This is a genomic window from Streptomyces sp. NPDC033174 (genome assembly GCF_055577795.1).
In genome coordinates, this window is record NZ_JBVIPQ010000007.1 from 296,431 (window position 1) to 320,887 (window position 24,457).

The 24,457-nt window shown below is 69.9% G+C and carries 20 protein-coding genes and 1 pseudogene; 18 read left to right on the top strand and 3 right to left on the bottom strand.

Annotation, left to right across the window (positions count from 1 at the left end; all coding sequences use genetic code 11):
• Positions 1 to 10 precede the first annotated feature (10 nt).
• The 4 genes from ACZ5VC_RS23325 to ACZ5VC_RS23340 all read left to right on the top strand — a co-directional run bounded on the left by ACZ5VC_RS23325 (position 11) and on the right by ACZ5VC_RS23340 (position 4,786).
• Positions 11 to 1,759 carry a glycoside hydrolase family 6 protein gene (locus tag ACZ5VC_RS23325; protein ID WP_469121960.1) on the top strand — a complete coding sequence of 583 codons (1,749 nt, stop codon included), beginning with the start codon at positions 11 to 13 and terminating at the stop codon, positions 1,757 to 1,759.
• A gap of 233 nt (positions 1,760 to 1,992) precedes the next feature.
• Entirely contained in the window at positions 1,993 to 3,330 is a 1,338-nt protein-coding gene (locus tag ACZ5VC_RS23330) for a pectate lyase family protein (protein ID WP_469121961.1), read from the top strand.
• Between the two features lie 200 nt (positions 3,331 to 3,530).
• Complete coding sequence (locus ACZ5VC_RS23335) at positions 3,531 to 4,055, top strand: SigE family RNA polymerase sigma factor (RefSeq protein ID WP_469121962.1); 525 nt, start codon at positions 3,531 to 3,533, stop codon at positions 4,053 to 4,055.
• Entirely contained in the window at positions 4,055 to 4,786 is a 732-nt protein-coding gene (locus ACZ5VC_RS23340) for a hypothetical protein (protein WP_469121963.1), read from the top strand. The genes ACZ5VC_RS23335 and ACZ5VC_RS23340 overlap by 1 nt, the downstream gene beginning before the upstream one ends.
• A 153-nt stretch (positions 4,787 to 4,939) precedes the next feature.
• Here ACZ5VC_RS23340 and ACZ5VC_RS23345 read toward each other — a convergent pair whose 3' ends face one another.
• Positions 4,940 to 6,982, bottom strand: a complete 2,043-nt coding sequence (locus ACZ5VC_RS23345) for a pectinesterase family protein (RefSeq protein ID WP_469122136.1) — start codon at positions 6,980 to 6,982, stop codon at positions 4,940 to 4,942.
• A 135-nt stretch (positions 6,983 to 7,117) separates the two neighbouring features.
• Positions 7,118 to 7,596: pseudogene (locus tag ACZ5VC_RS23350) on the bottom strand (carboxylesterase family protein); the annotation flags it as partial.
• Positions 7,597 to 8,168: 572 nt separating this feature from the next.
• Here ACZ5VC_RS23350 and ACZ5VC_RS23355 point away from each other — a divergent pair.
• The 8 genes from ACZ5VC_RS23355 (at position 8,169) to ACZ5VC_RS23390 (ending at position 17,728) form a co-directional block, all read left to right on the top strand.
• Entirely contained in the window at positions 8,169 to 9,791 is a 1,623-nt protein-coding gene (locus ACZ5VC_RS23355) for an AMP-binding protein (RefSeq protein WP_469121964.1), read from the top strand.
• 22 nt (positions 9,792 to 9,813) lie between these two features.
• Positions 9,814 to 10,311 (top strand): acyl-CoA thioesterase, encoded by a 498-nt coding sequence (locus tag ACZ5VC_RS23360; RefSeq protein ID WP_469121965.1) that lies wholly within the window; start codon positions 9,814 to 9,816, stop codon positions 10,309 to 10,311.
• 102 nt (positions 10,312 to 10,413) lie between these two features.
• Positions 10,414 to 12,720, top strand: coding sequence for an oxidoreductase (locus tag ACZ5VC_RS23365; protein WP_469121966.1), 2,307 nt, complete (start codon positions 10,414 to 10,416; stop codon positions 12,718 to 12,720).
• Positions 12,721 to 12,733: 13 nt separating this feature from the next.
• Positions 12,734 to 13,777 (top strand): carbon-nitrogen hydrolase family protein, encoded by a 1,044-nt coding sequence (locus ACZ5VC_RS23370; protein WP_469121967.1) that lies wholly within the window; start codon positions 12,734 to 12,736, stop codon positions 13,775 to 13,777.
• Entirely contained in the window at positions 13,774 to 14,886 is a 1,113-nt protein-coding gene (locus ACZ5VC_RS23375) for a cupin domain-containing protein (RefSeq protein ID WP_469121968.1), read from the top strand. Before ACZ5VC_RS23370 ends, ACZ5VC_RS23375 begins: the two co-directional genes overlap by 4 nt.
• Positions 14,887 to 15,064: 178 nt before the next feature.
• Positions 15,065 to 15,970, top strand: a complete 906-nt coding sequence (locus tag ACZ5VC_RS23380; RefSeq protein ID WP_469121969.1) for a fumarylacetoacetate hydrolase family protein — start codon at positions 15,065 to 15,067, stop codon at positions 15,968 to 15,970.
• An 8-nt stretch (positions 15,971 to 15,978) separates the two neighbouring features.
• Positions 15,979 to 16,782, top strand: coding sequence for a maleate cis-trans isomerase family protein (locus ACZ5VC_RS23385; protein ID WP_469121970.1), 804 nt, complete (start codon positions 15,979 to 15,981; stop codon positions 16,780 to 16,782).
• Positions 16,783 to 16,888: 106 nt separating this feature from the next.
• Entirely contained in the window at positions 16,889 to 17,728 is an 840-nt protein-coding gene (locus tag ACZ5VC_RS23390; protein WP_469121971.1) for a PaaX family transcriptional regulator, read from the top strand.
• Positions 17,729 to 17,824: 96 nt separating this feature from the next.
• Here the strand turns inward: ACZ5VC_RS23390 and ACZ5VC_RS23395 are convergent, their stop codons facing one another.
• On the bottom strand, positions 17,825 to 17,947 hold the full coding sequence (locus tag ACZ5VC_RS23395; protein WP_469121972.1) for a hypothetical protein: 123 nt from the start codon (positions 17,945 to 17,947) through the stop codon (positions 17,825 to 17,827).
• Positions 17,948 to 18,142: 195 nt separating this feature from the next.
• Between ACZ5VC_RS23395 and ACZ5VC_RS23400 the strand changes: the two genes are divergently transcribed.
• From ACZ5VC_RS23400 to glpK, 6 genes are all read left to right on the top strand, one after another.
• A complete protein-coding gene (locus ACZ5VC_RS23400; protein ID WP_469121973.1) occupies positions 18,143 to 18,832 on the top strand; it encodes a helix-turn-helix domain-containing protein in 690 nt (229 codons plus the stop codon).
• A 288-nt stretch (positions 18,833 to 19,120) separates the two neighbouring features.
• A complete protein-coding gene (locus ACZ5VC_RS23405; protein WP_469121974.1) occupies positions 19,121 to 19,600 on the top strand; it encodes an SPW repeat protein in 480 nt (159 codons plus the stop codon).
• Positions 19,601 to 19,746: 146 nt separating this feature from the next.
• On the top strand, positions 19,747 to 20,544 hold the full coding sequence (locus ACZ5VC_RS23410) for a hypothetical protein (protein ID WP_469121975.1): 798 nt from the start codon (positions 19,747 to 19,749) through the stop codon (positions 20,542 to 20,544).
• 50 nt (positions 20,545 to 20,594) lie between these two features.
• A complete protein-coding gene (locus ACZ5VC_RS23415; protein WP_469121976.1) occupies positions 20,595 to 21,863 on the top strand; it encodes a SpoIIE family protein phosphatase in 1,269 nt (422 codons plus the stop codon).
• Between the two features lie 155 nt (positions 21,864 to 22,018).
• Positions 22,019 to 22,864, top strand: a complete 846-nt coding sequence (locus ACZ5VC_RS23420) for an MIP/aquaporin family protein (protein ID WP_469121977.1) — start codon at positions 22,019 to 22,021, stop codon at positions 22,862 to 22,864.
• A 54-nt stretch (positions 22,865 to 22,918) separates the two neighbouring features.
• Positions 22,919 to 24,436, top strand: a complete 1,518-nt coding sequence (glpK, locus tag ACZ5VC_RS23425; protein WP_469121978.1) for a glycerol kinase GlpK — start codon at positions 22,919 to 22,921, stop codon at positions 24,434 to 24,436.
• Positions 24,437 to 24,457 lie beyond the last annotated feature (21 nt).

Below are 24,457 nucleotides of genomic sequence, written 5' to 3' on the forward strand. Positions count from 1 at the left end.
ATCCCACGAAATGAGCCGCACGATTCCGCGCACGACCGCCCGCACCGCCCTGCTGGCGGCCATGAGTCTCGTCACCACCGCCGGCGCCACCGCCACCGTGTTCGGTACCACGGCCGACGCCGCCTCCGCCGGCTGCACGGTCGACTACCAGGTCACCAGCCAGTGGAACGCCGGGTTCGGTGCCAACGTGACCGTGACCAACACCGGCGATCCGGTCGCCGCCTGGACCCTCGAGTGGTCCTACGGTGGCGACCAGAAGGTCATTCAGGGCTGGAACGCCGCCATCGCCCAGGCCGGTACGGCCGTGACCGCCAAGAGCGTCTCCTACAACGGGTTCTTAGCCAAGGGTGCTTCGACGTCCTTCGGCTTCAACGGCTCGTACAGCGGCACGAACGCCGTCCCCACGACCTTCAAGCTGAACGGCGTCACCTGCAACGGCACCACCGTGCCGACGGAGCCGCCGACCACTCCGCCGACGACGCCACCCACGACTCCGCCGCCCTCCGGTAGCAAGGTCGACAACCCGTACGCCGGCGCCAAGGTGTACGTGAACCCCGAGTGGTCCGCCAAGGCGGCCGCCGAGCCGGGCGGCACCAAGGTGTCGAACCAGCCCACCGGCGTCTGGCTGGACCGCACCGCTGCCATCCAGGGCGTGAACGGCGGGATGGGCCTGCGCGCCCACCTGGACGAGGCTCTGGCACAGAAGGGCAGCGGCGAGCTCGTGGTGCAATTGGTGATCTACAACCTGCCGGGGCGGGACTGCGCCGCACTCGCCTCCAACGGCGAGCTGGGACCCACCGAGATCGACAAGTACAGGACGCAGTACATCGACCCCATCGCCGCGATCCTCGCCGACCCCAAATACGCGGGGCTCCGGATCGTCACCACGGTCGAGATCGACTCGCTGCCGAACCTGGTCACCAACGTCTCCGGACGCCCGACGGCCACCGCCAACTGCGATGTGATGAAGAACAACGGCAACTACGTCAAGGGAGTCGGTTATGCACTGAACAAGCTGGGCTCGATCGCCAACGTCTACAACTACGTGGACGCGGGCCACCACGGCTGGCTCGGCTGGGACGACAACTTCGGCGCCTCCGCGGAGATCTTCAAGCAGGCGGCCACCACCGAAGGCTCCACGCTCTCCAAGGTGCACGGCTTCATCGTGAACACGGCCAACTACAGCGCCCTGAAAGAGGATCACTTCAGAATCGAGGACTCGGTCAACGGCACGTCCGTGCGCCAGTCGAAATGGGTCGACTGGAACCGGTACACGGACGAGTTGTCGTACGCCCAGGCCATGCGGTCCAAGCTGGTCTCCCTGGGGTTCGACCCGGGCCTCGGCATGCTGATCGACACCTCCCGCAACGGCTGGGGCGGCACGGCCCGACCCACCGGACCCGGCGCGCTGACGAGCGTCGACACCTACGTCAACGGCGGCCGCTACGACCGGCGCATCCACCTCGGCAACTGGTGCAACCAGTCGGGGGCGGGGCTCGGCGAGAGGCCGCAGGCGGCGCCGGCCGCCGGCATCGACGCGTACGTGTGGATCAAGCCGCCGGGCGAGTCGGACGGGGCGAGCAAGGAGATCCCGAACGACGAGGGCAAGGGCTTCGACCGGATGTGCGACCCGACCTACACGGGTAACGCCCGGAACGGCAACAGCATGTCGGGTTCCCTGCCGAACGCACCCCTGTCCGGCCAGTGGTTCTCGGCCCAGTTCCAGGAGCTCCTGAAGAACGCCCACCCGGCGCTGTGACGCAGCGCCCATGAGGACGCGCGAGCCGTACGGAACCTGCGGGTTCCGTACGGTTCCCGCACTCCGCCGGCGTCCGGGCGTTCCTCGTTCGTGCGGGAGGGGCCCAGCTCGCAGCCGTGTGACGCACATCGCACGACTTCCTTCCCGTCCCCGGCAACTCCGGCGGGTGCGGCGGCAACTGAAGGGAGACAGAGCAGTACTCCGCTCCACCTCCGCACAAGGAACACCATCCGATGCCCCCTTCCTCCCACCGCCGCCTCCCCGCCCGTCGCCGTCTCGCCCTGGTCACCGCGGGACTCGTCACGGCGGCGGGTCTCGGCGTCCTGCCGTTCGCGACGCGCGCGGACGCGGGTGCCGATCTCGCGCACGCCACCCTGGCCGCCCAGGACGGCTGGGCGTCGAGCGGCTCCGGCACCACCGGCGGACAAGCAGCCGACGCCAAGCACGACATCACCGTCACCACGCGGGCAGAACTGGTCAAGGCGCTCCGCGCGGGCCCGTCCGGCGCCCCCAGGATCATCCGGGTCAAGGGCCGGATCGACGCCAACACCGACGACCAGGGCCGCCCGTTGACCTGCGCCGACTACGCCAAGGGCACGGGATACACGCTCGCCGCCTACCTCAAGGCCTACGACCCCGCGGTGTGGGGACGGTCCAAGCTGCCGTCCGGCGCGCAGGAGTCCGCGCGTGCGGCGGCGCAGGCGAAGCAGGCCGAGCGGGTGGGCATCGCCGTGCCGTCGAACACCACCATCATCGGCGTGCCCGGCACCGCCGCGGGGATCAACGGAGGCAGTCTTCTGGCGCAGAAGGCGGACAACGTCATCATCCGCAACCTGACCTTCGCCGACACCCGGGACTGCTTCCCCCAGTGGGACCCCACGGACGGCTCAGAGGGCAACTGGAACTCCGCGTACGATGCCGTCACCCTGCGGGGGGCGACCCACGTGTGGGCCGACCACAACTCGTTCACCGACAGTCCCCACTTCGACGCCGCGAATCCGCGCCACTTCGGCCGCGAGTACCAGGTCCACGACGGAGCCCTCGACATCACGAACGCCTCGGACCTGGTCACCGTCTCGTACAACCGGTTCGCCGACCACGACAAGACCATGCTCATCGGCAGCAGCGACAAGGACTCCAAACTCCGTGTCACGCTGCACCACAACGTTTTCCAGGGCATCGTGCAGCGCGCACCGCTCGCCCGGGTCGGACAGGTCCACCTCTACAACAACCACTTCGACACCACCCCGCGCAACGGCTACACCCACAGCTACAGCGTGAACGCGCGTGCCGGCGTCCGGATCGTGGCGCAGAACAACCACTGGACGCTCTCCTCCGACCGCAAGACGTCCCAACTCCTGTCGGGTGACGGCACGGGCGCTTTCGCGGGCAGCGGGAACATGGTCAACGGCTCGGTCACCGATCTCGTCGCCGCCCACAACGCCGCGAACAAGAAGAAGATCAAGCCCGAGGCCACGTGGAAGCCCGCTTTCGCCAGGGGACTGGAGTCCTCTGCTGCGGGCCTGCCCACGTCACTCGCCCGCCGCGCGGGCGCGGGCGTCCTGCAGTGATCCACCGCCCCGGTGCCCGGGCGGGCGCGCCTGCCCCGCCCGGGCACCACTGCGAGCCGCCGAAGACGCAACGAGCACCCCGCCCCAGGAACGAGCTGACCGAACGGTTGGTATGCTCACCGCCCCCGTCCCCACGGGCGGGCACGAACACCGGCACTGACTCGGGCAGGAGCACGGACACACCACACGGAGACTCCGGTATGGCCCTCGACGACGCGTCCGCGGAGTTCCACGACTTCTTCGAGCGCCACCACGCCGAACTGGCGCGCCTCGCCCGCCTGCTCACCGGCGAGGCGGAGACCGCCGACGACCTGGCCGCCGACGCCTTCGTGGCGCTCTGGCACCGCTGGGACCGCGTCCAGCGTGCCGACCACCCGGTGGCCTACGCCCGCGGCGTGGTCACCAACATGGCCCGCGCCCGCATCCGCGCTCTCACCCGCGAACGGCGCCGCATCCACCTCTTCTGGACGGCCCTCCCGGGCCGCGCGCAGCACCCCGACGTGGATGCGGTCATGGACGTGCGCCGCGCGCTGGCGCGCCTGCCGTTCCGCAAACGCGCGTGCGTCGTGCTGCGCCATGCCCTGGACCTGTCGGAGAAGGACACCGCCCTCGCCCTCGGGACATCCGTCGGTACGGTGAAGAGCCAGACCTCCAAGGCCATGGCCGAACTGCAGCGCCTCCTCGGTGCGCAGGCCGCCGAAGAACTGACCGGAACGAGGAACTGATGGAGGACCTGAAGCGCCGGCTCCGGGACGCGGCGGCGGCTCAGACGCCCGACAGGGACGGGATGCTGGAGCGGGTCCGGCACGGCATGCCCCGCTCCCCCCGTCCCGACCGCCGTGCGGCCCGGCCCCTGTCCTGGCCCCGCGTCACCCTCGCCACCCTCGCCTCGACGGCGGCGCTCGTGGCGGGCGGACACACGATCGCCACCACCGTCCATACGAACCACCCCGGACGGGAAGTTGCCACGACACCCGCAGCGCCGGCGCCTCCGTCCACGACAGACGGTGCCCTCACCCCTTCCGCTCCTGCCGCACCACCCCGCAGCCAGGACGGGCCGCTCCGCTCCGACGGCGCCGTCGACCCCCACGTCAACGCCTACTGGTCCCAGAGCAACATCACCTTCCAGACCAGTGCGCCCCTGGATGCGCTCACGCTGGAGGTCCGCATCGCCCAGACGGGCGGCGTGGCGTCCACCGGCGCCTGGCGGACCCTGCCCGAGGGCGACTTCACGCTGACCACCACCGACGAGGGCGGGACCCTCACCTACCGGTGGATTCTCAAGCCAGGCCGAACCGTCCCCCCGGGACAGCACGTCTTCGCCGTCCAGTACAACCATGCCCCGGGCTCGCGATCCGCGACCGGCGATGCCTACGACGCGACGGCCACCACGACGACGGGACAGCAGCACACCGTCACCGGAACGTTCCGCCCGGCGGCGAGGGAAACGGGCTGACGGTGCCCCGGGCCACGCCGTGCACCGCGTCGGACGGGCCCGTCCCGGCGGGGGAGGGCCCACGGTGCGGCGTCGAGGGGCGCAGCCTGCCCGCCGTTGCGGGGCCGGGAGTCACGCGATGACGCATCTCCCAGGCCCCCTTCTCCCACCGGTCTACGGGGTCCAGTCACCCAGCCAGTCCGAGACCTCCTGGGACGCGGCCTGGGGGTCGGTCAGGTGCGGCCGGTCGGTGCTCTTCGAGCCGGCACCCGGACCGGCGTTCATGTACTCGGCGAAGCGGTCGTCCTTCCAGGAGAAGCCGCCCATGTCGGTCCAGGGAGTGCGCTTGATCGCGGCGCTGAGGATGGAGTTGCGGACGGTGGCCTGCGGGTCGGCGGTCTTGTCGCCGCCGGGGTGCCAGTTCCGGCCGAGATGGAAGGAGGATGCGGCCACGTCACCGTTGACCGTGGAGCGGTTGATGAGGATGCCGTGGCGGCCCACCGGGGTGCTCGGGGCGGTGATGTATCCGGCCGAGGTGCCGTTCCAGCGCTTCTTGAGGGTGATGACCGACTGGTCGATCACCGCGGTGGCACGGCCGAAGACGAAGTCGACGTTGCCGACGACGTAGGAGTTGGTGACGAAGACGCGGCCGGGCTTGTCCTTCGCCGCAGTCTCCAGCTCCACGGTGTCCTGGTCACCGGTGACGATGACGCCGTCCAGCACGATCTTGTCCGCGGTCGTGAGAAGGGCGACTGCCTGGTGGCCGTCCAGGGACTGGTTCGCTGCCTCGTCGAAGTCGTTGGAGACGGTGAGGTTGCGGAGGCGGGAGTCGTCCGACCGGATGGCGACCGTGGCGCTGCCCGGAGTGCCGTACGTGCCCGAACCGTCCGGCTTCCGCATGCCGGCCGCGTTGCCGTACACGATCACCGTGTCCTTGCGGCTCGCGCCCGAACCCTGGATGGTGACGTGCGGCTTGTTCGCCGGAACGTTCACCGTCTCACGGTACGTACCCGGCTCGACCGAGATGACCACGCGGGAGGAATTGCCGGCGGGTACGGCGTCCACCGCGGCCTGGACCGTCTTGTACTGGCCGGTGCCGTCCTTGGCGACGGTGAGGGTCCTGCCGGCGGCAGCGGTGGTCGAGGCCGCCGTACCCGGGGAACTCCTCGGTCCGGCTCCGGACTTCACCAGCGCCGGAACCTCGCCGGCGGCGTCCAGGGTGTAGCCGTAGTACGCCTTCGGGTCGAAGGCCGTACCGCCGCCGCTCTCGTTGCGTCCGCTCGTGCCGGAGAAGACGTTGCCGCGCTGGACGAGAGCGGCGGTGGCGTCCCTGATCACGGGGTTGCCCATGCCCTGGAAGTAGGAGTTCTCCAGCAGCATCCGCGTCCTGCCGCGTGCGTAGTTGCCGTAGGAGGACTTGATGGACGTACCCGGAGTGTCTTCCATGAAGTTGTTGTAGAGGTGTGCGCGGGCGGCGTTGTCCGTGGACGGGTTGCGCTGTTCGGTCTCCCGGATCCAGTTGTGATGGATCGTGATGTCGGTGACGAGATTCTCGGTCCACCCGATGCCAAAGGCCTTGTTGGCGTTGCTCAGCCTGTTCCAGGACACTGTCACGTACGTGCTGTCCTTGCGGACGTCGATCAGTCCGTCGGCGGTGTGCCGCAGGTCGTTGTGGTCGATCCACACATGATGGGCGCCGTCCATCTGGATGGCGTCGAAGTCGTGCTCCTTGTCGTTCCACACGCCCTGGTACGAGTCCCTGATCGTCAGGTTCCGGATGATCACGTTGTGAACGCCCTGGCCGAGGAAGAAGCCGCCGCCGACGATGTGCCCCAGGGTGCCGGAGCCGATGATCGTCTTGTCCGAAGCGACCTTGATCTCCTTGCCGACGGGGGCCATGTCGATCGTGCCGGCGACGACGATGACGTACGGCTCCGGGGCAGTGGCGTACTTCTCAAGGTCGGCGAGCGTCCTGACGGTGACCGTCCTGCCACCCCGACCACCGTACGTACCGTTCTGTCCGAGAGCGCTGACCGAGGCGAACCCGTCGGCGGCAGCAGTTGCCCAGGCCGGCGGCTTCGCCGCCGCGGCCCTCTCACCCTGTCCGAACGCGGACCCGGACACGATGACTCCGGAAGCGGCCAGTACCAGCGGCACACCGATGGCCAGGACCCTTTGCGGTCTGCGATGACGGGCCGTGCGGCGGGTCGAACTCATGGGCGGTTTCCGTTCCGTGAAGAGGGGACGATCGGTGTGGGGTTGCCGCCGGAGGTCGAAAGGGTTGCCGTGCTCGTCGAGAAACCGCGGCTGTGCCACGGCGGAGATTTCCAGGTAGGCGGCGGAACGGGCCAGGGACTCGGCAGGCGTGGCGAGGGGCATGGCGAGCGGGACGCTCTGGAGGATGGCTCGCCGGAACAGGCGGCCTTCACCTCCACGGCCCGCGAGTGCCGCTGTGGAAACGGCGTCGGCCGACTGGCCGGCGACGGTGACGTTGCCGGGCTCCCCGCCGAAGGCGGCGATGTTGTCCCGGACCAACGCAGCGCGGCGAGTTGGTCGGTGAGCCAGGGGTTGCCGCACTCGGCGCCGTCGTCCGACGCGAAGGACAGCAGGCCCAGCGGTCCGAGCCGGTAGGTGAGGTTCACCACCACCAGGTCGCCGTGCCGCGCGAAGGTCTCGCCGGAGCAGTTCGGCATCGCCCCTGACCCGGAGATGAAGGCGCCGCCGTGGATCCGGACGAGGACGGGACGGCTGGCGTCATGGGTGCCGGGCGTCCACACGTTGAGCGTCAGACAGTGCTCGTCGAAGGGCGGGAAGCCGTGGCCGCCGAGTATCGGGTCGCCCTCGCGAACGACCTACGGCGAACTGGGGCCGTCCGTCGTCGCGTCGAGGGTGCCGCTCCATCCCGGATGCGGTTGCGCGGGGCGCCACCGGAGAGGGGCCCGACGGGCGGCGCCGCGTACGGCACGCCCTTGAACACGGCCAGGTCATCTTCGAAGACGCCGCGGATCGGTCCCGATCGAGCGTTCACGACAGGTGCGGTGCGGTCCTGAGCGAAACCCATCCAGTGCGTCCTTCCAGACCGGATCGAGGGGTCTTGGGAACCTCACCGACGCGAGCACCGGAAGGCATGGGGGGACGTCGTGCTGCGTCGGCGCCGCATTGCAGCGACAGGAGCGCCGGAAGTGCGGTCAGGCGTCCGGGTGGCGGGCCTCTTCAGGCTTGATGCCTGGCAGATTACACGTGTAACTATTCCTGGGCAAGGACTCCGGTGCCCCCCGGCGCCGGCGAGCGGCCGCGTAACACGCTGTTAACAAAGTCGCGTATTGCGTATCATTGACGGTCGCAAGTTTAACGAGATACTTGCCTCACTCTCCCCGCTGCCCCGAGATTGAGGTGCCGCCCCATGGAGCTCTCCCCGTCCGCTCATGTCGACACGTTCTGTCGCGATCGGCTCCCACCCTTCGCTCTCTGGCCCGAACTGCACTTCGATCTATCGGAGTTGCGCTACCCCGACCGGCTCAACTGCGCCCAGCGACTGCTCGACGACGCCGTCCGGCGTTGGGGAGCCGAACGGCCCTGTCTGCTGACTCCCACGGAGCGGTGGACCTATGGCGACCTGTTGGAGCGCGCCAACCAGGTCGCCCGGGTGCTGACCGAGGACTTCGGCCTCGTCCCCGGAAATCGCGTGCTGTTGCGCGGACCCAACAACCCCTGGCTCGTGGCCTCCTGGTTCGGGGTGCTGAAGGCCGGCGGCGTTGCCGTCACCACCATGCCGCTGCTGCGCGCCGGCGAGCTCGCGGAGCTCTGTGAGATCAGCCGGCCGACCGTGGCCGTGTGCGACCACCGCTATCTCGACGAACTCGCTGCCACCCCCGCCTCCGGCCCGGCCGTGCTGGCCTATGGCGGTCCGGGCGAGGAGGACCTGGTCGCGCGGTGTGCCGCGAAGGACGGGCGGTTCTCCACGGTCGTCACGGCCGCCGACGATGTGGCCCTGATCGCCTTCACTTCGGGAACGACCGGACGGCCGAAGGCGACCCTGCACTTCCACCGGGACGTACTGGCCAACGCCGACACGTTCTCCCGGCATGTCCTCAGGCCGCGGCATGACGACGTGTTCACCGGAACTCCGCCGTTGGCGTTCACCTTCGGGCTCGGTGGGCTGGTCGTCTTTCCCCTCCACGTCGGGGCGGCGACGCTGCTGATCGAGCAGGCGTCGCCCGAGCGGCTCGCCGACCTCGTCGCGGAACACGACGTCACGGTGCTGTTCACCGCGCCCACCGCGTACCGGGCGATCCTGGCCGCCGGGGTCGTGGACCGCCTGGCGGGCCTGCGCCGGTGCGTGTCCGCCGGCGAGGCGCTGCCGGCGGCGGTGTGGGAGGAGTTCCACGCCGCGACGGGGCTGGGCATCATCGACGGTATCGGCGCCACCGAGATGCTCCACGTGTTCATCTCGGCGTCCGACGGCGACATACGCCCTGGGGCCACGGGCCGGCCGGTCCCCGGCTACCGGGCGCGGGTCGTCGACGAGGCGGGCGAGCCCGTACCCGACGGAGAGCCGGGCCTCCTCGCCGTCACCGGCCCCACCGGGTGCCGCTACCTCGACGACCCGCGCCAGCGCACGTACGTCAGGAACGGCTGGAACATCACCGGCGACACCTACATCCGGGACGCCGACGGCTACTTCTGGTACGTGGCCCGGAGCGACGACATGATCGTCTCCTCCGGCTACAACATCGCCGGCCCCGAGGTCGAAAAGGCGCTCGCCACCCACCCCTACGTCGAGGAATGCGGCGTCGTCGGAGCCCCGGACGACAAGCGCGGAATGCTCGTCAAGGCGTACGTGGTCCTGTGCCCCGGTGTCGTGCCCGACGCGGCGACGGTGAAGGAACTCCAGGACCACGTGAAGCGGACCGTCGCGCCCTACAAGTACCCGCGCGCCGTCGAGTTCGTCCCCGATCTCCCGCGCACCAGCACTGGAAAGCTCCAGCGCGCCGAGCTGCGCAAGCGCGCCCAGTACACCCCTTAGAGGCCGAACGAAAGGCATGATCATGGACACCTCCAGCCCGCAGCACGCAGCCCCCGCGTCGACGGACAGCTGCGCCGCAGGATGCCCCGAAGCCCTCGCGCAGAACCTGCCCAGCGTCGTCATCGAGCGGCGCGTCGAATGGCCCGACACGGACGCGGCCGGCCACTACCACCACTCCACGGTGGTGCGCTGGGTCGAGGCGGCAGAGGCGGTCCTGCTGCGGCGACTGGGGCTGGCCCATCTCTTCGGCAGCACGCCCCGCGTCCACTTCGACGCCGACTACCGGGCCCGGCTCTGGTTCGGCGAGACCGTCCGTACCGAACTGGAGATCACCAAGGTCGGAACCAGCTCCCTGCACTACGCCTTCACCGTCCGCGGTGAGGGGGAGGAGCCGGCAGCCACCGGGCGCATGGTCATCGCCCATTCGGCTTCACGTGCCACCGGGTCCACGGCCTGGCCCGATGGCGTGCGGGAGGCCCTCACGAAGTCCGGTCCACAGGCCCCCGAGCTCTTCGCGTGATCCGAGGCGACGCGTCAACTGCACTCCACAGGATGTGTTGGATTCTTGACGATCGCCAAATACACAACATATTCTGCTTCTGGAACCACTGGGAGGAACACCGTGCATGTAGCAGTCATCGGAGGGGGCCCCGGCGGGTTGTACTTCGCGGCCCTGGCTCAGCAGCTCTCACCGGAGTGGGAGGTCACGGTCTGGGAGCGCAACGCCCGCGATGACGCGTTCGGCTTCGGCGTCGTCTTTTCCGACGAGACACTGGACGGCATCGCGCAGGCTGATCCCGCCGCGTTCGCGGCGATGTCAGCGGAGTTCGCCAGGTGGAGCGACATAGACGTCCGTTACGACGGTGAGGTCCACGTCTCCGGTGGCCACGGCTTCGCCGCCCTGGACCGCAACCGGCTGCGGGAGATCCTGCAGAAGCGTTGCGCGGAGCTCGGGGTGGAGGTGCGCTACGGCACCCAGGCGCCGCCCGTCGAGGAGCTCTCCGCCGGCTACGACCTGGTGGTCGCCGCGGACGGAATCCGCTCCACGACCCGAGAGGCGTATGCCGACAGCTTCCGCCCCGATCTGGACGAGCGGCACTGCCGCTACATGTGGCTGTCCACCGACCGCGTCTTCGAGGCCTTCACCTTCATCGTCGAGAAGCGGGACTTCGGCAGCATCCAGGTCCACGCCTATCCCTACGACGACAAGCGCAGCACGTTCATCGTGGAGATCGCGGAGGACGACTGGCGGCGGGCGGGCTTCGAGGCGTTCGCCGACCGGGAGTTCGCACGCGGCGAGAGCGACGAGGCGAGCGTGCGGCGGTGCGAGGAGATCCTCGCCGAACACCTCGACGGCCACCGTCTGATACCCAACGCCTCGAAGTGGATACGCTTCACGACCGTCCGCAACGCCTCCTGGCGCCACGGCAACGTCGTCCTGCTCGGCGACGCCGCGCACACCGCCCACTTCTCCATCGGCTCCGGCACCAAGCTCGCCATGGAGGACGCGCTCGCCCTGGCCGCCTGCCTGCACGAACACCCCGACGTGACCTCGGCGCTCGCCGCGTACGAGACCGAACGCCGGCCGGTCGTCGAATCCACCCAGCGAGCCGCCCAGGCCAGTCTCGAATGGTTCGAGAACATCGGCCGGTACACGGCTCAGGAGCCCCCGCAGTTCGCCTTCAACCTCCTCACCCGCAGCCGCCGCGTCACCTATGACAACCTGCGCGTACGCGACGAGGAGTTCACCACCGCCGTCAACTCCTCCTCGCCCGTGCCGCCCATGTTCCGCCCCTTCCGGCTCGGCGGACTGCTCCTGCGCAACCGGGTGGTCGTATCGCCCACCGCGCTGTACACCGCGCGCGAGGGAGTCCCCGGCGACTTCGACCTCGTCCACCTGAGCACCCAGGCCCTCGGCGGCAGCGGCCTCGTGCTCGCCGGAATGACCGCCGTCAGCGCCGCCGGGCGCGCCACCGCGGGCTGCCCCGGCCTGTACACCGACGAACAGGAGGCCGCCTGGCGGCACATCACCGACCTCGTCCACGGCCAACTCGACACCTGCCTGGGCATCCAGCTCACCCACGCCGGCCGCCGCGCCGCGGTCCACGCCGACGGGCCGGTGATCGCCGCCTCCCCACTGGCATGGGACGAGCGGAGCCCGGTACCGCGCGAAGTGACCCGCGCCGACATGGACACCCTCGTACGGGCCTTCGTACGCGCGGCCCAGCGAGCCGACCGGGCAGGCTTCGACGCTCTGGAACTCCAGTACGGCCACGGCCACTTGATCTCCGGATTCCTCTCGCCGCTGACCAATCAGCGCACCGACGAGTACGGCGGAAGCCTGGCCGGCCGGCTGTGCTTCCCCCTGGAAGTGCTACGGGCCGTACGGGCGGTGTGGCCGGCCGGCAAGGCGCTGCTCGTGCGGATCTCGGCTGCCGACTGGGCGGAGGGCGGTCTGAGTGAGGCCGACGCGGTCGGGATCGCCCGGGCTCTCGCCGAGGCGGGCGCCGACGCCATCGACGTCTCCACCGGTGAGGTCGTCGCCCACGAGCGGCCCCGCTACGGCCGCAGCTACCAGACTCCGTACGCGGACCTGATCCGCAACGCCACGGACATCCCCACCATCGCCGTAGGCGCGATCTCCACGTACGACGATGTCAATTCGATCATCCTGGCCGGCCGGGCCGACCTGTGCGCCGTCGGCCGGGCGCAGCTGTACGACCCCCTGTGGACCCTCCACGCCGCCGCCGCCCAGGGTTACAGCGGCCCGGCGGCGCCATGGCCCCCTTCCTGGCGGGCGGGCAGCGGCCGCCCGCCGGGTGCGCGCACCGACCGGATCGCGCCCCGGCTCCAGCTGCTCCGCGAGGCTTCCGCCCCTGTGCACCAGCGCTGGGTTCCGCGCCTTCCTGCTGCCGCGTCCGCCTGCTGACCCTGGAGACCTGATGGAAAATCTGCCACGCTTCACCGCCGCGGCCGTGCAGGCGGCTCCCGTGTACCTGGACGCCGCGGCGACCGTCGACAAGGCGATCGCCCTCATCGCGGAGGCGGCGGCCGGCGGCGCCGAACTGGTCGTCTTTCCCGAGGTGTTCGTCCCCGGCTATCCGTACTGGAACTGGACGATGAACCCGGTCCAGGGCTCGCCCTGGTTCGAGCGCCTCCACCGCTCGGCCATCGACGTTCCCGGCCCTTACGTCGATCAACTGCGTGCTGCCGCCCGCCAGTACGGGATCGTCCTCGTCATCGGCGTCAACGAACGCGGCCCACACAGCCTCGGCGTCCTCTACAACACCCTGCTCACCATCGGACCCGACGGGACTCTCCTCGGCATCCACCGCAAGCTGGTGCCGACCTGGGCCGAGAAGCTGACCTGGACCGGAGGTGACGGCAGTTCGCTGAAGGTCCACCCCACCCCTGTCGGCCCGCTCGGCGCGCTCGCCTGCGGGGAGAACACCAACACCCTGGCCCGCTTCACCCTCCTCGCGCAGGGCGAACTGGTCCACGCGTCCTGCTACATCGCCCTGCCCGTGGCGCCCGCCGACTACGACATGGCGGACGCCATCGCGGTCCGCACCGCCGCCCACAGCTTCGAGGGCAAGGTCTTCTCCGTCGTGGCCTGCTCGACGATCTCCCCGGAGATCGTGGACGCCATCGCGGGCGACGACGAGGACGTGCGTCGCATGCTCGACCGCCCCCGCAGCGCTCTGTCGGGGATCTTCGGCCCCGACGGCCGGCCCGTGACCGAGCCGCTGATCGACGACGAGGGCATCGTGTACGCCGAGATCGATCTGGCCAAGTGCATCCAGCCCAAGCAGATGCACGACATCGTCGGCCACTACAACCGGTTCGACGTCTTCCAGCTCCACGTCGACAACCGCCCGCGCACCCCGGTGACCTTCGCGACGGATCCGGCGCACACCACCACGCCCTTCTCACCCCTCTCACCCCTCTCCACCGAAACCACCGGCATCACGAAGGAGGACGCATGACCACCGAGTACGACGACAGCCGACTGGGCCGAGCACGGGTGTCCGACTCCCTTGAACTCACCGCGTTCTACGGCGAGCTCGCCCAGCTGGAAGCCGGCGCGCTCTGGACCGTGGCCAACGACATCGAGCCCTGGTACCCCCAGCCGAAGTCCGTGCCCGTGCTGTGGCGCTACAGCGAACTGCGGCCCCTGGTCCGCAAGGCCCTCGACCTGGTCAAGGCCGACGACGCCGGCCGCCGCGTCGTGATGCTCGTCAACCCGGGCCGCAAGGACGTCAGCGCCGCTGTGGGACTCCTCTACACCGGGCTGCAGATCATGGGCCCCGGCGAGGCCATGACCGCCCACCGCCACCAGGCCGCCGCGCTCCGCTTCGTCCACGAGGGCACCGGGGCATGGACCATCGTCGACGGACAGAAGCTGAAGGTCGGACCCGGTGACTTCGCGATCACCCCGAACGGCACCTGGCACGAGCACGGGAACGAAGCGGACGACGCCCCCGTCATCTGGCAGGACGGCCTCGACATCCCGCTGGTCAACGCCCTGGACGCCGGCTTCTACGAGGTCCACCCCGAGCTGTACCAGACTCCGGGAAAGGTCATCAACTCCTCCGTGCTGACCTACGGTGCGAACCTGCTGCCGTACGGCGTCGAGAAGTGGACCCGCCCGTACTCGCCGCTGCTCGCCTTCCCCTGGGAGCCCACGTACGAGGCCCTGCGCAACCTGGCGAAAGCGACCGAGGGATCTCCGTACGACGGGGCCATCGCCGAGTACACCAACCCTGTCACCGGCGGCTCCGTCATGCCGACCATGGGCGCCCACATGCAGCTCCTGCGCCCGGGCCAGGCCACCCAGGCACACCGCCACACCGGGTCGGTGATCTACACCGCCGCCAAGGGACGCGGTGTTTCAGTGATCGCCGGACAGCGCTTCGAGTGGCAGCAGGGCGACATGTTCTGCGTGCCCTCCTGGGCCTGGCACGAGCACCACAACCTCGACCAGTCCGAGGACGCCTGCCTCTTCTCCTTCAATGACTTCCCCGTCATGCGCTCCCTCGGCTTCCTCCGCGAAGAGGCGTACACCGACAACGGCGGGCACCAGCCCACCGCCTGAACCGCTCCGCCGTACCGGACGCCGCCGGCCCTGACACCGGCGCCGGCGCGGCGGAGCACCCAGCCGGGCGCGATGCGACGCCCGCACCGCCCGGGCCGGGTCGGCGGCGGCGCCACCTGATTGCCGCCGCCGACCCGCCTCTCCGCACCATCCCCTTTTCTTACGCAAGGAGCCCCCCATGCGGCTGGTCAGCTACACCCTCGACGATGCGCCCGTGCGTCTCGGGGCACAGGTCGACGACCTCGTCGTCGACCTCGCCACCCTGGCCGAGCGGGCCGCCGTGGAACTGCCCGTGGGCCTGCTGTCGTTCATCCGGGCCGGCGCCACCGCGCAGGAGACCGCGCGCGGCCTGCTGGCCGCCGGACCCGCGGCCTGGCCCGCCGAGGCCGTGCACCGGATCGAGGCCGTGTCCCTGCGGGCCCCGCTGCGCCCCGGAAAGATCATCGGAGTCGGGCTGAACTACGTCGAGCACGTGGAGGAGTCCAGTCGCAGCCTGGACACCGGCAAGGAGCGGCCCACGCGCCCCGTGCTCTTCAGCAAGCCCGCCACCGCCGTCACCGGCCCCGGACAGCCCATCCTGCACAACGCCGACCTCACCACCCAGCTGGACTGGGAATGCGAACTCGCCGTCGTCATCGGCCGCACCGCCTTCCGGGTGAGTGAGGAGGACGCGTACGACCACATCTTCGGCTTCAGCATCGTCAACGACATCAGCGCCCGCGACCAGCGCCGCTCCGGCCAGTGGTTCTTCTCCAAGGGCCAGGACTCCTACGCGCCGTTCGGCCCTGCGGTCGTCACGGCCGACGACATCCCGGACCCGATGGACCTCGACCTCTCCCTGCGCGTCAACGGCGTCACCAAGCAGAAGTCGAACACCCGCCACATGCTCTTCCCCATCGCCCGCCTCATCGCCGACATCTCCTCCGGCGTCACCCTGGAGCCCGGCGACGTCATCGCCACCGGATCGCCCGCGGGCGTGGGAGCCGGCATGGTTCCGCCCGAGTTCCTCGTCCCCGGCGACACCGTCGATGCCACTGTCGAGCTGATCGGCACCCTGACCAACCCCGTCATCGACGCCCGCTGAGGAGCGACATGTCCCGCCGCACCCCCCTTACCTACCGCATCGGCCAGATCGTGCCGAGCTCCAACGTCACCATGGAGACGGAGGTCCCCGCGATCCTGCGCGCCCGGGAAACCATCGCGCCGGAACGCTTCACCTTCCACTCCAGCCGGATGCGGATGACCCACGTCACCCCGGATCAGCTCAAGGCCATGGACGCCGACTCGGACCGCTGCGCCGTCGAGCTCTCCGACGCGCACGTGGACGTGCTGGGCTACGCCTGCCTGGTGGCCATCATGAGCATGGGGCTCGGCTACCACCGCACCTCCGAGGAACGCCTGCACGGCCGCACCGTGGAGAACGGCGCCCCCGCCCCCGTCGTCACCAGCGCCGGAGCCCTTGTGCACGGGCTGCAGACCCTCAAGGCGAAGAAGATCGCCCTGATCGCTCCGTACATGCGCCCGCTGACGAAGACCGTCGTCGACTACCTCACCCACGAGGGCATCGAGGTGCTCGACTACCGGGCCCTGGAGATCCCCAACAACCTCGACGTCGCCGCACACGACCCCGCACGCCTGCCCGGGCTTGCCAAGGCCCTGGACCACAGCGACGCCGACGCCGTGGTGCTCTCCGCCTGCGTCCAAATGCCCTCACTGGGCGCCATCGACGAAGCCGAACAGCTCCTCGGCAAGCCGGTCGTCTCGGCGGCCGTGTGCACCGCCCACCAGATGCTGCGCGCCCTGGACCTCCCGGCCGTGGCACCTGGCGCGGGTCATCTCCTGTCCGGCGCCTACGCGGAAACGCCGCCGGTGCGGCAGTCGTCCACCGAGCGGTGACGGCGCCACGCCGCCCCGTCGTCGCACACCCCGCCCGCCGTGACCTGGCCGGAGCCCCCTCCGCCAGGCTCGGTAGGATCGCGACCGCAGACGACGGAAGGCGATCATGGCGGACAGTCCCCTCAGGCCCAGCTCGTTGATCAACACGGTCTACGGGGCGTTCGCGCGCCGCCTCGGCGGCTGGGTCTCCGTCGCCGACCTGATCACCCTGATGTCCGAGCTGGACGTCGACGGCCCGGCCGCACGCTCGGCGATCTCCCGGCTCAAGAAGAAGGGCGTACTCGAACCGGAACGCCGCGGCGCCACCGGCTATCGGCTCAGCCCGGCCGCGCACCCCGTCTTCGACGAGGGCGACCGGCGCATCTTCGGCAGCCTGGAACCGGCGAAGCTCAGCGACGGCTGGGCGATGGCCGTCTTCTCCGTACCGGAGTCCGAGCGCTCGTACCGCTACCAGCTGCGCACCCGGCTGACCTGGCTCGGCTTCGGCAACATCGCCCCCGGCGTGTGGCTGGCGCCCGGCCGGCTCCTCGGCGACGCCCGCGACATGCTCATCCGGCGCGGGCTCAGCGACTACGTCCACCTGTTCGCCGCGGACTACGCCGCCTTCAGCGACCTGCCGGAGACGGTCAGCTCGTGGTGGGACTTCCCGGCGATCCAAGCGCAGTACGCCACGTTCGCCGACGCGTACGGTCCCGTCGCCGCGGGACTCGCGCAGCAGCGCGACATCGACGGCGGCGAGGCCTTCCGTCACTACGTCCCCATGCTCACCCAATGGCGCCGACTGCCCTACCTCGACCCCGGGCTGCCGAGCGAGCTGCTCCCGCCGGACTGGAACGCGGTTGCCGCGCGTCAGATCTTCCAGCAACTGCACGACGTGCTCGCCACGCCCAGCCTCCTGCACGTACAGCAGGTCACCGGCCTGGAAGAGGCGCCGCCCGCCTCCTAGGGTGTCGCCGCCCCCTGTTCCCCGTCGGCCGGGCGTACAGGGGGCGAGGACGGCCGCGCGGAATGAAACCGACCGACCACCTTCGCGGCGGTGTGGCTACGGCACCGCCGGATGGTGCAGGAGGCGCCAGTATCCGGCGATGTCCTCGATGGCTGTGGTGACCGAGTCGAGGGCCATCGTCGTGCGGGAGTCCCGGCCGTAGCGGTCCCACTGCGGCATGGGGCCGCTCGCACGTTAGAAGCCGGGCGCGCGGCCCTCAAGGCCACCGGGGCCAGGCGAGCAGGTGACGCGGACTCCTGGTGCGACGACGCGGATCCGTGCCTAGCGTGAATGGACACGGACCCCTCCGCACTGCCATGGGCCTCGCTCCGCGCCCGCCGCGTGAACGGTGCCCGTACAGGAAAGTGAGCCGTCATGTCCGATCGACCGCAGACCGGTCCGGCGTCGTCCGGGGCGCGCGCCAGGGGTGGTGACCTGGGCAGGCGGGCGGCGGCGCGGCGCGAGGAGCTCGGCATGTCCCGCGAAGACGTCGCCCTGCGCACCAGCGCTGCGCCCGAGTACATCCAGTACCTGGAGACGCAGCCCGCAACGCACGGCATCGGCTTTCTGCTCCGTCTGGCCGACGCCCTCGAAACGAGCGTCGACGAACTCACCGGCGGCAACATCGACCTTCCACCCGGCACGGGCCAGGCCGCATACCACCCCGAGCTGGTGGAGCTCGGCCGGACGGAGTGCTGGGAACTGCTGGGCAGCAACGGCGTGGGGCGCGTCGCGGTGACCACCGGGGCCGGACCGGCCATCCTCCCGGTCAACTACCTGACCCTCGGCACAGAGGTCGCTTACCGGACGTCCCCGGACGCCGCGCCGGCCAGAGCCGTCGGTAACAAGGTCGCCTTCGAGGCGGACCGCATCGACGACGCGTTCAGCCGAGGATGGAGCGTCCTCGTCGTCGGTGACGCCCGCGCGGTCACCGAACCCGCAGCGGTGCGGAGGCTCGAGACACACAGTCGCAGCGCGCCGTGGGCCGGTGGTGTGCGCGACCTGTGGATCACCGTGACGCCCGGTCAGGTGACCGGGCGCCGAATCGTCGTACGGGATCGGTGACGCACGCCCCCGAGGCCGCGCGGCACGTCAGGTGACGACCAGGACCTCGGACACGGGACAGCTGCCGCCGTCCGGTATCCGCGCCGCCTCGGTGGGCATAGGGGACCGGGGGCTTGCGTCGGGGCCGGTCCGGGACCGTGGCGGGTCCCGAGGACGTGGCCCCCGGGGGGCAGGGTCATGGCCGCTTCACGGCGGACCTGATGGCCGCGACCAAGAGAATGACCCATTTGCCTGTTTATGACGATTTTATGGGTAGTCGGTGGGTGAACACTTCTCTCGGAGGCAATCATGGCTTCAATCCACCGCGCACCCATCGAAGAGCACCCCGACCTGATGGAACTGCGCGCCCGTCACGACCGCGCCGTCACGACCCCACGGGCCCAGATGATCGAGGCCCTCGCCCTCGTCACCGGCCTGTACCTCGCCGCGTCGCCGTGGATAGCCGGCTTCAACGGCTTCACCACACTGGCCGTCACCAACCTCATCACCGGCATCGCCTACGCGTTGCTCCTCGGCGGTCTCGGCAACTCCTACGAGCGCACCCACTCCATGGCCTGGGCCGCGGCCGCCATCGGCATCTGGACCTGCATCGCCCCCTGGGTCGTCGCAGGGGACGTCGCCCACACCCGCTCCATCACCAGCAACCTCATCACCGGCGCCGTCGCGACTCTCCTCGCCGTCGCCGCCGCCTCCGCCGCCCGAGACCGCACCGACACCCGTGGCCGCTCCGGCGCACGAGAGGACCGCACCATGCCCGGCGACCGCTGAACCATCGGGCTCCGCGACGCGGCCGTTCCCCTGGCAGGGAGCGGCCGCGTGAGGCGGAGCGGAGGGTCGGCTGCTCATATGGTGTCGAGGGACGGTATGGCCGGGCCCTCGCGGAAGTTCGCTGGTGCGGCTGGGATCATGAGCGAGTGCACCAAGAACCGAACCCGCTGTCCGGCCTGTGGCCACTCGCGCCGTCCGGTACGGCCGACTGGTTGCTGGAGCTGTGCGGCGACGGTACGACCGGGTTCATGCCGCCGCCGATGCCCGATGCCGCCTGGGTGCTCAACGCCATGTACGAACACGAGCAGGGGCCGGCCGAGGTCTCGTACGACGAGGACCGCCAGGCGCGTCTGGCGGACGGGACCGTGCACCGCGGCAGCTTTGCGGGTGTCGACCTCGAAGTGGGCATCACCACGGGAGGCGGCCTGGGCCGCGCCGAGCACCCCGGCCGCGGCTGGCGGCGGCTGCGCTGGGCGGAGCTCGCCCGGCGCACCGGCGATCCCCTCGTGCCCGAGGGATCGCTTCCCTCACACCACTGCTTTCCCTCGGCCAGGAAGGCGGGCAGCTGGCCGCTCGGGATGATCCCGCCCACTGAGGGGAGCCTGGACCGGGAAAGCTGGAACCGGCTGATCACCGTCCTGACCGAGAAGAGCCCCACAGGTCCGGACACCCCCTGCCTGGCCTACTACAATCCGCTGATGCTCGCGGCCGCCGACTTCGACCACCACCATGTACGGACCGGCCGCCTCGGCGATGCCGCGATCCTCTACGACAACCCCGAGGCCGGCTTCAGCCCCTCCAACCTCTGGCCAGTGGACCGGTCCTGGGTCCTGTGTACCGACTACGACCTGTGGGCCACCAAGGTCGCTGGGCCGCGCGCTCTCATTGAAGCGCTGCTGAAAGACCCCGAGATCGAGGCGGTGCGACTGCCCTGGGCGCCCTGACGACGGACCTCCGAGGGGCGCAGTCCTCCGCGAGCTCGTAGATTGAAGGGGTGGCCATTTCTGCAGCCGGCGGAGGGCAGACGGTCCCGGGGGAAATCGACTACGCGGCGTTGTTTGCCGCCACTCCCAGTCCCTACCTGGTGCTGAACCCGGGGCTCATGATCGTGGGCGTCAACGAGTCGTACTGTCATGCGACCGGCCGCACCCGCGACGACCTGTTGGGGCAGTACCTGTTCGACGCCTTTCCGGACAACCCCGCCGACCCCCATGCAGACGGCGTCCGCAATCTCTCCGCATCGCTGCAGCGTGTTCTGGCCACCCGCGAACCGGACACCATGGCCGTGCAGAAGTACGACATCCCTCTCGCCGGGCAGGCCGGAGTCTTCGAAGAACGCTGGTGGTCCCCGGTCAACTCGCCCGTCCTCGACGAGGGCGGGCGAGTGGCGTGGATCATTCACCGGGTCGAGGACGTCACCAGTTTCGTTCGCGCCCGCGACAACCAGCCCACGCAACCCCTCCCCGGGCGGGCGACGTCCATGGAGAGCGAGCTGTACGCCCGTGCGCGCGAACTGCAGCGTCTCAACGAGGAACTACGTGCCGCGCACGCCCGCGAACGGCAGGTCGCCATCACCCTGCAGGAAGCGATGCTGCACACCCCGGACCTGGCCCACCACCCGGACGTCGCCGTGCGCTACCTGCCCGCCATCGGCTCACTCAACGTCTGCGGGGACTGGTACGACGCCGTCGACCTGGCGGACGACAGGTTCACCCTGGCCGTCGGTGACGTCGTCGGCCACGGACTCGAAGCCGCCACCGTCATGGGCATGCTGCGCAGCGCTCTCTCCGCGGCCAGCCGCGCGGTCGCCGGACCGGCCCAGGCCCTGGAAGTGCTCGGCCTTTACGCCCGGTCGGTGCACGACGCCCTTGCCGCGACCGCGGTCACGGTACTGGTCGACGCCCGCTCGAAACTGATCGTCTACTCCAGCGCCGGTCACCCCCCGCCCGTCCTCACTCATGCCGACGGCACCTTTGAACTACTGGACCAGGCCACGGACCCGCCCCTGGGCGCCCGGCCCGAGCACGTACCCCGCCCCCAGGCCGGCGCCGCGTACCGACGCGGCGACACCCTCGTCCTCTACACCGACGGTCTGATCGAACGCCGTGACGAAGACATCGACACCAGCTTGAACCGGCTCACCGCCGCCCTGACCGGCCTGCGCCACCTCAGCCCCGAGCGCCTGGCCGACGCCCTCCTGGCGCGCCTCGGTGTCGCCGGAGGCGCCCGCGACGACATCGCCCTGGTCATCGTCCGCCTCTAGGTCGCGTCTTGCGGATTTCGCGGTCGCTGACTTGGTCGCCACCCGTACGAAGGCGCTGGACGCGCGGAGCACTTCGGGCCGGTTTACGATGATGCGTGGATCACTTGGGGGGTCGAGCGACGGGCCGGTCCAGAGCCGGCGGGAAGCAGGCTCGCATGGCTGAGCGGCTCAAAAGGCTGGGGCTGGTCGGAGAAATGTCGGCCGAATTCCTCGGCACCATGATTCTCATCCTCTTCGGTTGCGGCGTGGTGGCCCAAGTGGTCGCCGGCGGAGCCCTTACGGACCCCCCGGGCGGTCTCGGAAACCACGACAGCATCGCTTGGGCATGGGGCCTCGGCGTCACCCTCGGCGTCTACGTGGCGGCACGGCTGAGTGGTGCTCACCTCAATCCCGCGGTGACGCTGGCCCTTGCCGTGTTCAAGGGTTTCCCCTGGAGCAAGGTGGCGCCCTACGCGCTGGCCCAGACGGCGGGTGCCTTCGTGGCGGCGCTGCTGGTGCGGTGGAACTACACCGAGGCACTGGCGAAGGCGGACCCCGGCCACACCATCAAGACGCAGGGCGTGTTCTCCACGCTGCCGGCCAACGGCAACCCGAATCTGCCGGTCCACGAGTGGGGCGCGTTCCGGGACCAGATCATCGGTACCGCGATCCTGCTGCTGCTGATCCTGGCGATCACCGACCTGCTGAACACGCCCCCCGGCGCCAATCTGGCCCCGTTCATCATCGGCCTGGTCGTCGTGGCGATCGGCATGGCCTGGGGCACCGACGCGGGCTACGCCATCAACCCCGCGCGCGACTTCGGTCCGAGGCTGGCGAGTTTCCTCACCGGCTACGGCGGAGCTTGGCGAGACCAGTACGGGAACTTCTACTTCTGGGTCCCGATCATCGGGCCGCTCATCGGCGGTCTGCTGGGGGCCTTCGTGTACAAGTTCTTCGTCGGCCGGTTCCTGCCGACCGCGGAACCGGAGCCGCCCGGTCGCGTTCCCACCCCCGAGGGCTGACCGGCCTCGTGTGAGGCCGGCACCCACTCCTTCCCACAGAAGAGGCGGAATGCCATGGCGGACTTCGTCGGCGCGGTGGACCAGGGAACCACGAGCAGCCGTTTCATGATTTTCGACCACGTCGGCAACGAGGTGGCGAGGCACCAGCTGGAGCACGCCCAGATCCTCCCGCGGTCGGGTTGGGTCGAACACGACCCGGTGGAGATCTGGGAACGCACCAACTCGGTGATCCAGAACGCCCTCCGCCACGGGAACCTGTCGCCGGAAGACCTGGCGGCGATCGGCATCACCAACCAGCGGGAGACGACCGTCGTCTGGGATCCCCGCAATGGCCGTCCATACTACAACGCCATCGTCTGGCAGGACACCCGCACCGACTCGATCGCGGCCGCCCTGGAGCGATCGGGCCAGGGCGACGTGATCCGCCGCAAGGCGGGACTGCCGCCGGCGACGTACTTCTCCGGCGGCAAGATCCAGTGGATCCTGGAGAACGTCGACGGTGTCCGCGAGGCGGCGGACCGGGGCCACGCCCTGTTCGGCAACACCGACGCGTGGATCCTGTGGAACCTCACGGGCGGGCCCGACGGCGGCATCCACGCCACCGACGTGACCAACGCCAGCCGCACCATGCTGATGAACCTCGAAACCCTCGACTGGGACGACGAGTTGCTGGGCTTCTTCGACATCCCGCGGTCGATGCTGCCCACCATCAACCCGTCCTCCCACCGGGAGGCGTTCGGCGTGACCCGCACCTCGCGGCCGCTGAGGGCCGCCATCCCCATCACCGGGGTCCTCGGCGATCAGCAGGCGGCAACCGTCGGGCAGGTCTGCTACGCGCCCGGCGAGGCCAAGAACACCTATGGCACCGGCAACTTCCTGGTGCTGAACACCGGTACCGAACTGGTCCGCTCCGAACACGGCCTGCTGACCACCGTGGCGTACCAGTTCGGGGACAGCCCAGCGGTCTACGCCCTGGAGGGTTCCATCGCGGTCACCGGCTCCGCGGTGCAGTGGCTGCGCGACCAGATGAAGATCATCAAGACGGCGGCCGAGAGCGAGACGCTGGCCCGCACGGTGAACGACAACGGCGGCATGTACTTCGTCCCGGCCTTCTCAGGTCTGTTCGCCCCGTACTGGCGCTCCGACGCCCGCGGCGCGATCGTCGGCCTCGCCCGCTACAACGACAACGGACACCTGGCACGGGCCACTCTGGAGGCCATCTGCTACCAGAGCCGCGACGTGGTCGAGGCCATGGAGCAGGACTCCGGCGTCCACCTGGACGTGCTCAAGGTCGACGGCGGTGTGACGGCCAACGACCTGTGCATGCAGATCCAGGCCGACGTCCTCGGCGTACCGGTCAGCCGGCCCGTCGTCGCCGAGACGACCGCGCTGGGTGCCGCCTACGCGGCCGGTCTGGCCACCGGCTTCTGGCGTGACACCGACGAACTGCGCACCCACTGGCAGGAGTCCAAGCGCTGGGAGCCCCAATGGTCCGAGGACCAGCGGGCGCAGGGGTACGCGGACTGGAAGCGTGCCGTGGAGCGCACGCTCGACTGGGCCAAGGTCGAATAGGCCCGCGCCCGCTCCGAAGCG

Coding starts and splice junctions, on each gene's coding strand:
- ACZ5VC_RS23325 (WP_469121960.1), top strand. CDS start 11: ATGAGCCGCACGATTCCGCGCACGACCGCCCGCACCGCCCTGCTGGCG.
- ACZ5VC_RS23330 (WP_469121961.1), top strand. CDS start 1,993: ATGCCCCCTTCCTCCCACCGCCGCCTCCCCGCCCGTCGCCGTCTCGCC.
- ACZ5VC_RS23335 (WP_469121962.1), top strand. CDS start 3,531: ATGGCCCTCGACGACGCGTCCGCGGAGTTCCACGACTTCTTCGAGCGC.
- ACZ5VC_RS23340 (WP_469121963.1), top strand. CDS start 4,055: ATGGAGGACCTGAAGCGCCGGCTCCGGGACGCGGCGGCGGCTCAGACG.
- ACZ5VC_RS23345 (WP_469122136.1), bottom strand. CDS start 6,982: ATGAGTTCGACCCGCCGCACGGCCCGTCATCGCAGACCGCAAAGGGTC.
- ACZ5VC_RS23355 (WP_469121964.1), top strand. CDS start 8,169: ATGGAGCTCTCCCCGTCCGCTCATGTCGACACGTTCTGTCGCGATCGG.
- ACZ5VC_RS23360 (WP_469121965.1), top strand. CDS start 9,814: ATGGACACCTCCAGCCCGCAGCACGCAGCCCCCGCGTCGACGGACAGC.
- ACZ5VC_RS23370 (WP_469121967.1), top strand. CDS start 12,734: ATGGAAAATCTGCCACGCTTCACCGCCGCGGCCGTGCAGGCGGCTCCC.
- ACZ5VC_RS23375 (WP_469121968.1), top strand. CDS start 13,774: ATGACCACCGAGTACGACGACAGCCGACTGGGCCGAGCACGGGTGTCC.
- ACZ5VC_RS23380 (WP_469121969.1), top strand. CDS start 15,065: ATGCGGCTGGTCAGCTACACCCTCGACGATGCGCCCGTGCGTCTCGGG.
- ACZ5VC_RS23385 (WP_469121970.1), top strand. CDS start 15,979: ATGTCCCGCCGCACCCCCCTTACCTACCGCATCGGCCAGATCGTGCCG.
- ACZ5VC_RS23390 (WP_469121971.1), top strand. CDS start 16,889: ATGGCGGACAGTCCCCTCAGGCCCAGCTCGTTGATCAACACGGTCTAC.
- ACZ5VC_RS23395 (WP_469121972.1), bottom strand. CDS start 17,947: ATGCCGCAGTGGGACCGCTACGGCCGGGACTCCCGCACGACGATGGCC.
- ACZ5VC_RS23400 (WP_469121973.1), top strand. CDS start 18,143: ATGTCCGATCGACCGCAGACCGGTCCGGCGTCGTCCGGGGCGCGCGCC.
- ACZ5VC_RS23405 (WP_469121974.1), top strand. CDS start 19,121: ATGGCTTCAATCCACCGCGCACCCATCGAAGAGCACCCCGACCTGATG.
- ACZ5VC_RS23420 (WP_469121977.1), top strand. CDS start 22,019: ATGGCTGAGCGGCTCAAAAGGCTGGGGCTGGTCGGAGAAATGTCGGCC.
- glpK (WP_469121978.1), top strand. CDS start 22,919: ATGGCGGACTTCGTCGGCGCGGTGGACCAGGGAACCACGAGCAGCCGT.